The 13,913-nt window shown below is 71.0% G+C and carries 7 protein-coding genes; 4 read left to right on the forward strand and 3 right to left on the reverse strand.

What is annotated here, in order from left to right; all coding sequences use genetic code 11:
- The first annotated feature begins 53 nt into the window (after positions 1-53).
- Entirely contained in the window at positions 54-8,561 is an 8,508-nt protein-coding gene (locus QM732_RS16580) for a GH36-type glycosyl hydrolase domain-containing protein (RefSeq protein ID WP_415657205.1), read from the forward strand.
- Positions 8,562-8,644: 83 nt separating this feature from the next.
- Here the strand turns inward: QM732_RS16580 and QM732_RS16585 are convergent, their stop codons facing one another.
- Entirely contained in the window at positions 8,645-8,848 is a 204-nt protein-coding gene (locus QM732_RS16585; protein WP_415657206.1) for a hypothetical protein, read from the reverse strand.
- A gap of 147 nt (positions 8,849-8,995) precedes the next feature.
- Between QM732_RS16585 and QM732_RS16590 the strand changes: the two genes are divergently transcribed.
- The 3 genes from QM732_RS16590 (at position 8,996) to QM732_RS16600 (ending at position 12,214) form a co-directional block, all read left to right on the forward strand.
- Positions 8,996-10,513, forward strand: a complete 1,518-nt coding sequence (locus tag QM732_RS16590) for a glycine betaine ABC transporter substrate-binding protein (protein ID WP_415657207.1) — start codon at positions 8,996-8,998, stop codon at positions 10,511-10,513.
- Positions 10,510-11,325, forward strand: coding sequence for a substrate-binding periplasmic protein (locus QM732_RS16595; RefSeq protein ID WP_415657208.1), 816 nt, complete (start codon positions 10,510-10,512; stop codon positions 11,323-11,325). Before QM732_RS16590 ends, QM732_RS16595 begins: the two co-directional genes overlap by 4 nt.
- 100 nt (positions 11,326-11,425) lie before the next feature.
- On the forward strand, positions 11,426-12,214 hold the full coding sequence (locus QM732_RS16600; RefSeq protein WP_415657209.1) for a glycoside hydrolase family 19 protein: 789 nt from the start codon (positions 11,426-11,428) through the stop codon (positions 12,212-12,214).
- A gap of 38 nt (positions 12,215-12,252) precedes the next feature.
- Here QM732_RS16600 and QM732_RS16605 read toward each other — a convergent pair whose 3' ends face one another.
- Together QM732_RS16605 and QM732_RS16610 are read right to left on the reverse strand one after the other, a co-directional pair.
- Entirely contained in the window at positions 12,253-13,116 is an 864-nt protein-coding gene (locus tag QM732_RS16605; protein WP_415657210.1) for an ABC transporter permease, read from the reverse strand.
- Positions 13,113-13,913, reverse strand: a complete 801-nt coding sequence (locus QM732_RS16610) for an ABC transporter ATP-binding protein (RefSeq protein ID WP_415657211.1) — start codon at positions 13,911-13,913, stop codon at positions 13,113-13,115. Before QM732_RS16610 ends, QM732_RS16605 begins: the two co-directional genes overlap by 4 nt.

The raw sequence follows: 13,913 nt of genomic DNA on the forward strand, positions 1-13,913 counted from the left end.
ACACGCGCCCCATGCCGCTGTGACGCCTGGGTGGCGGCGCAGACAGTGCTTGCATGATCGCGCCCCGCTCCACCACCGCCGAGCTGACACCTGCAGGCGCCGCGCAGGCCTTCGTTCGCCTCGCCAGCGGCCCGGAGGCTGCGGCGGCGCCCGTACGCGCGGTGCAGTTCGGCGCGGACCGCTTTGCCGAGCATGGCCGCAGCCTCGCCACCGCCCAGCGCGTGGACGACCCACGCAGCCAGCCCCGCCCCTTCTCGCCCAGGCTGCGCAGCAACTTGCAGGTCTGGGCCGCGGCGCTGGACGTGCTGTCGCACGAAGGGCTGCAGGCCGACATCGACCCGGCCCATGCCTGGCTGCTGGACAACGCGCGCATCGTTCAGCAGCAGCTTGACGAGGTACTGCATGACCTACCGCGCAGCTACTTCCAGCGCCTGCCGCGCCTCGCCGACGAGCCACTGCAAGGTCTGCCGCGCGTCTACGGCGTCGCTTGGGCCTGGGTAGCGCACGCCGACAGCTCGCTGGAGCTGGCGCTGCTGCACCACTTCCTGAGGGGCCACCATGAGGTCCAGGCGTTGACGCTGCGCGAGCTGTGGGCGCTGCCGTCCACGCTGCGCGTGGTGCTGGTGGAGAACCTGCGCCGCCTGGCCGAACGTGCCGCCTGGCGTCACCTTGCGCGCCGCGTGGCCCAGCGTCTGTTCGAGGCCCTGCCTCACCTGGACGCCGCAGCCGTGCATGCCCAGCTGCAGCACTGGCAGGCGGTCTGGCCAAAGGATCCGGCCATTGCCGCGCTGGCAATGCGCCTGCATGAGCGGCTGACCGACCGTGCGCTAGGCCTGCCCGGCGAGCGCGACGCCGATGGCTCCGCCTGGGCCGCGGCGAATGCCTGGTTGGCCGAAGTGCTGCCCGACCCCGCTCACGCGCAGACCACCGAACAGGCCGAGAGCGCGGCCGACCACCAGAGCATCCGCAACGCCATCGGCAGTCTGCGCAACCTCGGTGCAGCCGACTGGGCCGGACTTTTCGAGGCCGTGCACCCGACGCTGCGGGCCCTGGGACACATCGACGTCTACCGGCAGGAACACGAGGCCACGCGCGGCCGCGTCATGCACGCCATGGAGGCGCTGACGGAGCGCCATGGCGTGACCGAAGCCGATGTGGCCCAGGTGCTGCGCCGGCTCTGCAACGACCCGGCCTGGCCCGAGGAGGCCGAGGAGCGCGCGCCGCTGCACTGGCTGGCCGGCCCGGGCTACGCTCGGCTGCTGGCCGAGCTGCACCTCAGGCTCACCGGCCGCGAGCGTCTCGCCACCACACTGCGTCGCCATCGCGTCGGCATCTACCTGGCCTGCCTGGCAGCGCTGCTCGGCGTCACCCTGTTCGGCGTGCTGCTACTGGGCCTGCCACATGGCGCCGGCTGGCCCATGGCCGTGGCCGCCGTGCTGCTGTCGTTGCTGCCGGCGAGCGAGGCAGTCGTCGCGCTAGCCAACCGCCTCGTCAGCGAGAGCGCCGCACCGTCCCGCCTGCCACGCCTGAGCTGGCCACAAGGCATCCCGCCCGCGGCGCGCAGCCTCGTGGTCATTCCCTGCCTGCTCACACGCGCCCGGGGCATCACGGCGCTGCTGGCTCAGCTGGAGCGCCACCATCTCGCCAATCTGGAGGACGAGGCGCAGTTCGCACTGCTCAGCGACTGGGCCGACGCCAAGGCCCAGCACCAGCCACAAGACGAGGCCTTGCTTGCCCACGCACGCGCCGGCATTGAGGTACTGAACCAGCGTCACGGGCAAGCCTGCGACGGACGACCGCGCTTCCTGCTTCTGCACCGCGAGCGGCGCTGGAGCGAGTCCGAGCAGCGCTGGATAGGCTGGGAGCGCAAGCGCGGCAAGACAGAGGCGCTGACCGTGCTGCTGGCGGACCTGCCAGCGCCGCCCGGGCTGCCGCCCGACCGCTTTGTCGATCTCGGCTCGCTGTCCACGCCCGCGCCCGGCATCCGCCACCTCATTACGCTGGACGCCGACACCGCGCTGCCGCCGGGCGCGCTGCGCGAACTGGTCGCCATCGCCGCTCACCCGTTGAACCGGCCACGACTGGGCACCTCGGCCAGCGGCGCCGTCACCGTCGTGCGCGGGCACGGCATGTTGCAGCCGCGCGTGGCTACGCCGCTGGCCACCGCCGCCGGCAGCTCGACGGTGCACGGCACCGGCTTTCACAGCTTGTTCGCCGGCCAGCCTGGGCTGGACCCCTACAGCGCTGCCAGCTCAGAGGTCTACCAGGACTTGTTCGACGAGGGCAGCGCCACCGGCAAAGGTCTGATCGACGTGCAGGCCGCAGCCCGGGTGCTGGCTCATCGCCTGCCCGAGGGCCAGGTGCTCAGCCACGACCTGCTGGAGGGCTCGCTGATGCGCTGCGCCGGCGTCAGCGACGTGGTGCTGGTGGAGCCTGCGCCCATGCACGCAGACGTTGCCGCCTCGCGCATCCATCGCTGGACGCGCGGCGACTGGCAGCTGCTGCCCTTCCTCGCGAACCCGCGGCGCTGGGGTCTGCATGGCATCCACGTGTGGAAGATGCTGGACAACCTGCGCCGCTCCCTCGTCGCGCCGGCCGCACTGGTGCTGCTGCTGACCTCCTGGGTGGGCGTGGGCTTGACGCCGGCCTATGCGCTGGGTCTGGTCGCCGCGGCCTTCGGCGGCGGACCGCTAATGGGCGCGCTCGCGGCCAGCGCGCCAGCGCGGGACCGCATTTCACTGCCGCGCTTCTACCGCCAGGCGGCGATCGAACTAGGCCGCGCCATCGGCGGCGTCGTCTGGCACCTGGCCATGCTGCCGGCATCCACCTGGCTCAGTCTGGACGCCATCGTCCGCGCGCTTTGGCGCCAGAGTGTCAGCCACCAGCACCTGCTGGAATGGACCACCGCCGACGCCGCCGAGGCTGCGGCGCACACCGGATGGCTGCCGCTATGGCGCCAGCACCGACGCCTCACCATCGCCAGCGGCGTGCTGGCGGTGCTGCTGATGACGCTGGCCCTGATCGGCTGGCGGGTGGACTGGGACATGGCCCTGCCGCTGCTCGCCGCGTGGGCACTGTCTCCGCTGTGGATAGGCCTGGCCAGTCGGCCGCGCACGCGGCCGCGCCGCGAGGCCATAGACGACGACGAGCGCCAGTACCTGCTGGGCGTCGGACGCGACACCTGGCGCTGGTTCGAGCGCTGGGTCACGGCCGAGGACCACGACCTGCCGCCTGACAACGTGCAATTCGACCCCGACTTCACCGTCGCCCACCGTACCTCGCCCACCAACATCGGCCTCTACCTGTTGTCGGCCTGTTGCGCGCGCGAGTTCGGCTGGCTACACGACGTGGGCCTGGCCGAGCGCATCCAGCGCACGCTGGACACGCTGGAGCGCCTGCCTCGCCATCGCGGTCACTTCTACAACTGGCTGGACACCCGGCGTCTGGCCGTGCTGGATCCGCCCTATGTCTCCAGCGTGGACAGCGGCAACCTTTGCGCCCACTTGCTGGTCGTGGCGGCAGCCTGTGAGGGCTTCGCGCGCGGCGGCGAGGGCATGCCACCGCCGCCGGCCGTGGCCGAGGCGCTCAACGCCGTCGCCGCCCGCGCCCGCGCGATTGCATTGGCCCACGACTTCGGCTGGCTCTACGACCCGCAGCGCCGCCTGTTGCACATCGGCGCCGTTGTTGGCGTGGGCACCGAGCCCGGCACCGAGCGCCTGGACCAGAACCACTACGACCTGCTCGCCTCCGAGGCTCGCCTGGCCAGCCTCGTCGCCATCGCAAAGGGCGACATCCCGCCGGCGCACTGGGGCGCGCTGGGCCGGCCCTTCTTCTCGCGCGGTCACGTGACGGGCCTCAAGAGCTGGTCGGGCTCGATGTTCGAGATGCTCATGCCCTCGCTGGTGCTGGACGAGCCGTCCGGCAGTGCGCTGGCGGAGGCGGCACGCGCAGCGGTGATGGAACAGATCCGCGCCGGCCGCACGGCAGGCCTGCCCTGGGGCGTGTCTGAGAGCGCTTATGCGCGGCGCGACCAGAGCTTGGCCTACCAGTACGGCCCGCAGGGTGTGGCCAGCCTGGCCCTGCGCGATACGCCGACAGACGAGATGGTCGTCGCGCCCTATGCCAGCCTGATGGCGACCATGGTGATGCCGCGCGCAGCGGTGGCGAACCTGCGCTCGCTGCAGGCCCTGGGCGCCCGCCATGACGGCGGCTTCATGGAGGCGCTGGACTACACGCAGGCCCGCCAGCCCGAGGCCACCGACGCTCCGGCCCAATCCGGGCGGCGCTTCCAGCGCATAGGCACGACGATGGCCCACCACCACGGCATGTCGCTGGTCGCGTTGACCGAGGTACTGTGCGGCGGTGCGCCGCAGCGCTGGGCCGACGCCGAGCCGCGGCTGTGCGCTGTGCGATGGCTGCTGCACGAGCGCGCGCCGCACAAGGTCGCGCCGCTGCGCGACCCACCGCCGAAGCCCGCGCGCAGCGCGCCGCGCCGCACCCGCATCTCCCTGGTGGTGCCCGAGTTGCGCGGCCGCGCACTGCCGGCCACCGCCTGGCTGGGCCATGGCAAGCTCTGCGCCATGCTGCGCGAGCACGGTAGCGGCACGCTGGTTTGGGGCGAGCCCGGTTCGCAGGTACTGGTGAGCCGTTGGCGCGACGACCTCGCCCAGGACCTGCTGGGCCATCATCTGCACTTGCGCGACCTGGACCTGCGCTGGAATGGCAGCCCGGAGCAAAGCCCTTGGCGCTCGCTGACGCTGCGACCCACGCCCGGCCCGCAGTGGCGCTACGGCTGCCGGCTGCACCCGGCCAGCGCACAGTTCAGCGCCGAGGGCGAGGAGCTGCAGGCCCATACTGAAGCCTGGGTGGCGGTTGAAGACGATGTCGAGCTGCGCCGCATCACTCTGCGCAACCTGGCCCGTCGCCCACGCCGGCTGGCGCTGGTGTCCAGCTTCGAGCCGGTGCTGGCACCGGCCAAGGCCGACCTGGCGCACCCTGCATTCGGCAAGCTCTTCCTGCAGGTTCGCTGGGAACCGGAGCAGCAGGCCCTGCACTGGCAGCGCCTGCCGCGCGGCCCCAACGAGCAGGCCGTGCACGCGGTGCATGCGTTGGTGGGCGTGGAGCTGGACGGCGGTGCGTGCCTGGAGCGGCTGCGCGCCAGCGCCGACCGCTCCCATTGGCTGGCTCGCGGCGGCACGCCCGGGCAGCCGGGCGGTGTCATTGCCCACGCCGGCCTGCAAGCGCTGCTCAGTGACGACGCAACCGGCCTCGACACCAAGGCCGGCCCGCTGGACACAGGCAATGACCCGATCTCGCTGCTGCACCTGGTGTTGACGCTGCCACCCGGTGCACGCGTCACGCTGACTCTGGCCACCGCCGCAGCCCGCGAGCCGCAAACCCTCGACCATCTGCTCGACAAGCTGCGCCAGCCCGCGCTTCGCGAGCGTGCACTCACGCTGGCCCACACCATGGCCGGCGTGCGCACCCAGGGCGCGATCCTGGCGCCCGGCGCCTGGCGCGCCGGCCTGATGCTGCAGACTCTGCTGACCTCGCAGGCCGCACGCGACCCTGTGCCCATGCCCGAGACCGGCTTCGAGCGCGACGCGCTGTGGCGCCACGGCATCTCGGGCGACGACCCCATCGTGCTGGTCCGCGTGGCCGACGCGACCGGTGTTGCCATGGTGCGCGAGCTGTGCGCGCTACTGCAGGCACAGGGCAGCCCGCTGCCGGTAGACGTCGTCGTGCTGGACGCCGAACCGCCGTCCTATCTGGCGCCGGTGTCGCGCGCGCTGCACTCGCTGGCGGAGCAGCAACTGCAGGGCCGCTGCCGCGTGCACGTACTGGCAGACGAGAACGTGGGGGCGGACACGCGCTTCGCGCTCAACCTGTTGGCACGCGTGCGCTGGTTTGCCGACGGCCGACCACTGGCCCAGCAGCTGGAGAGGCTGGGCCAAAGCCATGAGCAGTCCGCCAAGATACGCCGCAGCGCGGGCGCGACCCTGGCGATCAGCCTCGTCGCGCCGCCGGGAGCGAGCACGCCGGACAGTCGCTTCGATGCCGGCAGCGGCGCATGCTGCTTCGAGATCCACGCTGGCGCCCAGCCGCCGCGGCCGTGGATCAACGTCATTGCCAACGAAGAGTTCGGCTGCCAAGTGTCCGAGCGCGGCAGCGGCATGGCCTGGGCCGGCAACAGCCGGCTGCACCAGATCACGCCCTGGTCCAACGACGCGCTGCTGGACTCTCCTGGCGAATGGCTGATCCTGCACTGCCTGGCCAGCGGCAAGGCCTGGCTGCTAGGCCGTGCCGGTGTCAGCCAGGTCCTCACCCACGTGCCTGGCGCCACGGCCATGGCCTTCCAGCTGCCTGGCATGGTGGTACGACTGCGCTGGACGGTGGACGCAGTGAGCGCCGTCAGGCAATGTCAGGTGGAGCTGCACGCCTCACCCGGCCGACCGCCGCGGCCCATGCGTCTGCTGGCCGCAGCGCAATGGCAGCTGGGCATGGACGGTGGAGCCCGCCGCAGCGTCGTCACGCGACTGGAAGCGCCGCAAGGCGACGGCCCGCAGCTGGCGCTGGCGACGCAGGCCGACGGCCTCAATGGCTTCGGCGGACACACTGCCTGGCTGGCCGTGCGCCCCGCCCGCGATGACGACCTGACCGCCGCACAAATCGATACGCTGGCCAGCGACGAGGCACTGTGGCCCTGGCCGGGGGACGCAGGATTTACGCCCGACCTGAATCGCCCGCGCCCCTGGGCGGCGGTCATCGAGGCCAGCGCCGACCGCCGCCTGCTGTTCGACGACGAGGGCCGTCTCGTCATGCCGCATGCGCTGGACGGCCAAGCCGGCCTCGCCACCGACCCCGCCGCGCTGCTGGCCGTACCGCTGCGCCTGGAGGCCGGCCATGCGTGGCACGGCACCGTGCTGCTGGGCCATGCGCCAAGCCTGGCCGCCGCGCGCGAACAGGCCTTCGAAGCGTGGCGGGTCGACCCGCTGCAGCGGCTGGCCGCGCAGCGCCAGGTGTGGCGTGACCTGAGCGCGCCGGTGCAGGTGCAAACGCCCGATCCGGCTTTCGACGCGCTAGTAAACCACTGGCTGCCGGCCCAGGTGCTGAGCTGCCGCATCTGGGCCCGCGCCGGCTTCTACCAGGCGGGCGGCGCCTTCGGCTTTCGCGACCAGCTGCAGGACGCCATGGCGCTGGTGCAGCACGCGCCCGAGCGGCTGGCGGCGCAGATCCGCCTGCACGCCGCACGCCAGTTCCCGCCCGGCGACGTGCAGCACTGGTGGCATGAGCCGGCCGGGGCGGGCGTGCGCACGCATTTCGCCGACGACCGGCTGTGGCTGGCGCTGGCCCTGGCGCTATACGTGGAGCGCACCGGCGACACGGCACTGGCCGGCGAGCCCCTGCCATTCCTGCAGGGACGCCCCGTCCCCGAGGGCCAGGAAGACATCTACGAGGTGCCTGCGGTCAGCGACGAGTCGGCATCCATCTACGAGCATGCGGCCCGAGCCGTCGACGTCAGCCTGCCCGTCGGCTCCCACGGCCTGCCACTGTTCGGCAGTGGCGACTGGAACGACGGCATGAACCGCGTCGGCGCCGAGGGCCGCGGCGAGTCGGTGTGGATGGGCTTCTTCCTGTGCGCCGTCATCGACGCACTGCGCCCGCTGGCGCTGGCGCGTGGCGAGTCGGCCCGCGCCGCGCGCTGGCAGCAGGCCCGCGAGAGGCTGGCTGCCGCGCTGGACACGCACGCCTGGGACGGCCGCTGGTACCGCCGCGGCTGGTTCGACGATGGCAGCATCCTCGGCACGCACGCCGACGACGAATGTCGCATCGACCTCATCGTGCAGGCCTGGGCCGTGCTGACCGACGTGGCCCGGCCCGAGCGCGCGAAACAGGCACTGGACAGCGCATGGCGCGAACTGCACGACCGCGACGCCCACCTGCTGCGCCTGCTGTGGCCACCGCTCAAGGAACACCAGCCGCCGGCCGGCTACATCCAGGCCTACCCCGGCGGCGTGCGCGAGAACGGCGGCCAGTACAACCACGGAGCCACCTGGGCGCTGATGGCCAGCGCGCGGCTGGGCCAGACCGAACGCGCATGGGCAGCCTTCACCGCCATCAGCCCGGCGCATCGCGGCGCGCACGGCGCAGCCTACGGGCTGGAGCCCTTCGCGGTAGCGGGCGACATCGAGGCCGCCTCGGCGCATGCGGGTCGCGGCGGCTGGAGCTGGTACACGGGCGCGGCCGGTTGGCTGCTGCGCGCAGCTATCGAGTCGATGTGCGGCGTGACGCTGGCAGACGGCCAGTTGCGCATTCAGCCTTGCCTGCCGCCGCACTGGCCGCAGGCCCGCGTGCGGCTGCTGACCGGGGGCCGGCGCATCAATGTGCTCGTGCAGCGCGCGCCGCCCGGTGCCGGCACGGCCCCACCGAGCGGCTGGCGCGTACTCGTGCCAGGCAGCACGCTGGCGCTGGGTGAGGTGCAGGGCGACGAGCTGCGGTTGTGGGTGCCGGTCACCGAAGCGGCGTCAGCGCGCGCACCAGTATCGGCGGCGGTGCGGTGAGCATCCAGAAGAAGGCGACCCTGGGACCGCCGTCGCTCGCTCGGGAATAGAGGGTTCGAAAAGAGACAGCTCGAAAAAAGTGCTCAGACCGTCAGGCTCAGCACCACGACCATCAACACGGTGCCCATAACGACGGTCGTGAACACGCGGTCGCTGATGGCCGCGTCCAGCGCCTCCAGCGAGCACAGCATGCGCAGCCTGCGGTCGGACAGCGTACGGCATTGGCGCAGGTGGACATCCAGGCTGTCGAGATGCTGGCGCAGCAGATGGTCGGTGACGCGAGACATAAGACCCTCCTCCGAGACTTTGCCTTCAACTCTAGACATGGGGGAGCTCTGTTGCATTCGGACACCGCGGGGCCGGTCTGTAGGGCGTGTCCGACAGAACGCGCCCGCCAAGAGCTGCCGGGGGCTGCGATGAGGCACCATGCGCGCATGTGGATCCGCCTGTTGCCGCGACTGCTGTTGCCCCTCCTAACGGCATGGTTTGTCAGTACGACCCACGCTGCGCCGACATTGCAGGTTGGCTCCAAGCGCTTCACGGAGAGCTATCTGCTGGGCGAGATCGTCACGCAGACCTTGATCGCCCAGGGCGTCGCCGCCGAGCACCGCCAGGGCCTGGGCAACACGGCCATCCTGGCAGCAGCGCTGCGACAGGGCCAGATCGACATCTACCCGGAATACACCGGCACCATAGTGCGCGAGCTGCTCAAGCGCGATTCGCCCGCCGATGCGCAGGCGCCGCTGGCACAGCTCAACACCTGGTTGCAGCCACTGGGCCTGAAGGCCGCCGTGCCACTGGGTTTCAACAACAGCTATGCGCTGGCCATGCGAGAAGCGGACGCGGCACGACTGGGTATCGCGACGATCTCAGAACTGGCGGCCAGCGTAACCCGGCTCAGGCCCGGCCTGTCGCACGAGTTCCTGGCCCGCGCGGACGGCTGGCCCGCGCTGCGGCGCGCCTACAGCCTAGGGCTCGATCCAGGCAGCGGCCTCGATCACGGCCTGGCCTACACCGCGCTGGCCGCCGGCCAGGTCGACCTGATCGACGTCTACACGACCGACGCCCAGTTGGCCCGTCAGCCGGTCCGCGTGCTGCGCGACGACCGCAGCTTCTTCCCGCGCTACGACGCCGTGCTGCTGATGCGCGCAGCGGTGGATGAGCGACCGCTGCTGGGCCTGACCGGGCGGCTCCCGCCGGTCCAGATGACGCGCCTGAACGCCGCTGCAGAACTGGACGGCCAGCCCTTCGCCGACGTGGCGCGCAGCTTTGTGCGCGCAGACGCGGTCGGCACCGGCCGCCAGGGCTTGATGGCGCGGCTGCTGGCACCTGACCTTGCCGGGCTGCTCGCCCAGCACCTGGCCCTGGTGCTGGCATCGCTGGCTCTTGCCATCGCCGTGGCCGTGCCACTGGGTATCGCAGCCCATCGACTGCCGCGCCTGGCGGCGCCGGTCATGGCCGTGACGGGAATGCTGCAGACGCTGCCGTCGCTGGCGCTGCTGGCCTTCCTGATCGCCCTCGTCGGCCGCATCGGCTTCGCACCGGCACTGCTGGCCCTGTTCGTCTACGCGCTGCTGCCCATCGTGCGCAACACGCACACCGGTCTGCAGGCCGTGCCCCCCGGCCTGACCGGGGCGGCGCTGGCGCTGGGCCTGACGCGCGGCCAGACGCTGCGCGCCGTCGAGCTGCCGCTGGCGCTGCCGACGCTGATGGCGGGCGTGAAGACCGCGGCCGTCACCAACGTGGGCACGGCCACCGTGGCGGCCTTCGTCGGCGCGGGCGGCCTGGGCGAGCGCATCGTGGCAGGCCTGGCCGTCAACGACACCACGTTGATGCTGGCCGGCGCCCTGCCCGCCGCAGCCCTGGCCATCGTCGTGCAGCTGCTCTTCGATGCACTGGAATGGCGCGTCGCGCACAATGGGAGCGGCGAATCCAGGGACGCAGGGGCATGAACACCAGGGTGACATCGGGCTTGTGGGCGGTTGGCTTGCTGGCGGCGACGGCGGCAGCCGAGGCCGGTTGCTCCCGCACCATTGAGGTGCCGATGGCGCCCGTCGGCCTCAGCGTCAGCTTCGACGGTGACCGCAGTGGTGGCATCTATCCGACGCTGCTGCGCGAGATCGGCACGGCCGCGGGCTGCGAATTCCAGATCCAGCGCGTGCCGCGCGCCCGGTTGCAGAAGATGTTCGAGTCCGGCCAGGCAGACCTGCTGATGCCGGCCTCGGCTTCGCCGTCGCGCGATCGCGATGGCGAGTTCGTGCCGCTGATCCAGGTGCGCGCCAGCCTGGTGACGCTGGCACGCGAAGGGCCGGTACCGCGTTCGCTGGCCGAGCTGATCGGGCAGCCGGACCTCAAGCTCGCCGTCGTGCGCGGCTTCAACTTCGGGCCGGCCTACGAGAGCGCCGTGGCGGCGCTGCGCCAGCAAAAGCGGCTCGTCGAGGAGTCCAACGTCGCCGGCGTCGCCCGCGCGCTACGCCAGGGCCTGGCCCATGGCACGGTCATGACGGCGTCCATCTTCATCGGAACGCTGGTCCAGGAGACAGAGCTTGCACCGCTGGTCAAGCAGATGCGCGTCGAGCCGCTGGACGAACTGGGTTGGTCGGAAAGCGGCGTCTACATGTCGCGCCACTCGCTGAGCGAGGCCGACCGCCGCCAGCTCCGCCAGCACTTTGTGCAGGTGGCCAGGTCCGGTCGGGTCTGGCAACTGCTCAACGACAACCATCCGCCCGGCAGCCTCGGCAGCAGCATCCGGCCGCTGCCCTAGGGGCACAGCCAAGAGGCCATCGTCATCCGGATTGGGGATTCGCGGCCCACGGCGAACGCCTAAGGTGAACGGTCGACTTTGACCGTCACGGAGCCTTGCCATGTGCATTGCCAAGAGCGTCGGGCTGGCTGCCCGAAATGACGTCGCGGACGTCCGCATCGTTCAGGTCCTGCTCAACCTGAACGCCGAGGCTTGGAGCGGCGTGGCGCTCAAGCAGCTCAGCGTCGACGGGCAGATCGGCCCCAACACCATAGACGCGATCCGGGACTTCGAGACGCGCGCCATGGGCCTGCCCGAGTCCGACGGCCTGGTGACTCCCGGCGACGCCACGATGGCCCGGCTGCTGGCTGGGCTGCCGCCTGGCCCGACGAAGGAGAAGCTGGGCATCGTGATGCCACGCGCGATGCCCAGGCGCATCGACCTGTACTACGAACCGCTGGTCAAGGGCATGACGCGCTACGGCATCGACAGCCCCCTGCAGATCGCCCACTTCATCGCCCAGCTCGCGCACGAGTCGGGCTCGCTGCTGTACGCCGAGGAGCTGGCCGACGGCAGCGCCTACAACGGCCGCACCGACCTGGGCAACAACGAACCCGGCGACGGCCCGCGTTTTAAGGGCAGAGGACTGATCCAGCTGACCGGGCGCAACAACTATCGGGACTACAGCCGCTTCACCGGCGTCGACTACGTGAGTGATCCCACCCGACTGGCACTGGACGCTTTCGCCTGCGTCGACGTGGCGTGCTGGTTCTGGCAGTCGCGCAAGATCGGCCCGCTGGCCGAGGCCGACGACGCGCGGGCGGTCACCAAGCGGATCAATGGCGGCTACAACGGGCTCGACGATCGCCTGGAGCACCTCGCGCGGGCGAAGGCACTGCTGGGACTTTGACGGCCTGCCGCTTCACTGTCGCGTTTCACCGCGGCATTTCAGCGCTGCATGCCCCAGCGCCTGACGGTCACCCGCTCGACCACGTCGAAGACGAAGCGCTCGACCAACCAGCCGATCAACACAACGGTCGCAAGGCCCGCGAAAACCCGGTCCGTCATAAGCTCGTTACGGCTTTGGAAGATATACCAGCCCAGCCCGCCACGGCCCGAGGAGGCGCCAAAGAACAGCTCCGCCGCGATCAGCGTGCGCCAAGCGAAGGCCCAGCCGATACGCAGGCCCGACAAGATGGCAGGCAGCGCCGACGGCACGAGGATCTGCAGCACGTAACGCAGGCCACGCAGGCCGTAGTTGCGGCCAGCCATTCGCAGCGTCTCAGGCACGCCCTGGAAGCCCGACAGCGTGGCCAGCGCCAGCGGCCACAACACCGCGTGCACCAGCACGAAGACGAGGCTACTGGCGCCCAGGCCGAACCACAGCAGAGCCAGCGGCAGCAGCGCAATCGCTGGCAGCGGGTTGAAGAGCGACGTCAGCGTGACCAGCACGTCGCGGCCCGGCTGCGTGGCGACGGCCAGCGCCGACAGTGTCAACGCGAGCAAGACGCCAAGCGCATAGCCCTGCAGCAGCAGCGTCATGGACACGGCGGTGCGCGCGAGCAATTCGCCGTTGCGCAGGTCTTCCCACCAGGCATGCACGGCCTGCACGAAGCCGGGCAGCAACAGGTCGTTGCCGGCCCAGCGGGCGGCGACCTCCCAGGCCAGTGCGATCAACGCCAGCACGACGAGCTGGCGCACGCCGTCGCTCTGCCACAGACGCTGCACTGCCCCCAGAGGCGCGTCGACAGGTCGCGCAGGCAGAGGCGGCAGCTCGCGTTCGAACTCCGGGCGCGGACGAGATGCGCTCATAGCTCGAACAGCAGCCTGTGGATGCGCTGCTGCTGCGCCTGGAAGGCGGCGCTGCCCGAGTTGGCGAAATCGAAGCCGCTGGCATCCAGCTCGGCCCGGACACGGCCCGGATGCGGCGACAGCAGCAGGACGCGGCTGCCCACCAGCAGCGCTTCCTCGATGGAATGGGTAACGAAGAGAAGCGTGAAGCGCAGCTCGGCCCAGAGTCTCAGCAGCTCCTCCTGCAGGCTGCGTCGGGTCAGCGCATCCAGCGCGGCGAAGGGTTCGTCCATCAACAGCACGCGCGGCCGCATCACCAGCGCACGGGCAATGGCCACGCGCTGCTTCATGCCGCCGCTGAGCTGGTGCGGGTAGGCATCGGCCGCACGGCTCAGGCCCACGGTGGCCAGCGCGTGCGCAGCGCGCTCCCGGGCCTCGTCACGCCCGCACTGGCGCGACGCGATCAACCCGAAGGCCACGTTGTCCAGCACGCGCTTCCACGGCGGCAGTTGGTCGAACTCCTGGAACACCACGACCCGATCCGGCCCGGGTTCACGCACAGGCACGCCCTGCAGCAGGATCTCCCCCGAGCGCGGCGGCAAGAAGCCGGCCACGGCCTTGAGCAGCGAGCTCTTGCCGCAACCCGACGCGCCGAGCAGCACGTAGCGGTCCCCCTCCAGCACATCGAAGCCGACCTCGTGCGTCGCCCGCGCCGTGCGGTTCTCGCTGCGGTACTCCAGCGTCAGGTCGCGCACCTGCAGCAACGGCAGGGCCGCCGCTGCCAGCGCCTGCTGTTCCTGCCAACCTGTGGCAACCAC

Source organism: Roseateles sp. (genome assembly GCF_047654805.1).
In the GTDB taxonomy this organism is placed as follows: domain Bacteria; phylum Pseudomonadota; class Gammaproteobacteria; order Burkholderiales; family Burkholderiaceae_C; genus Pelomonas.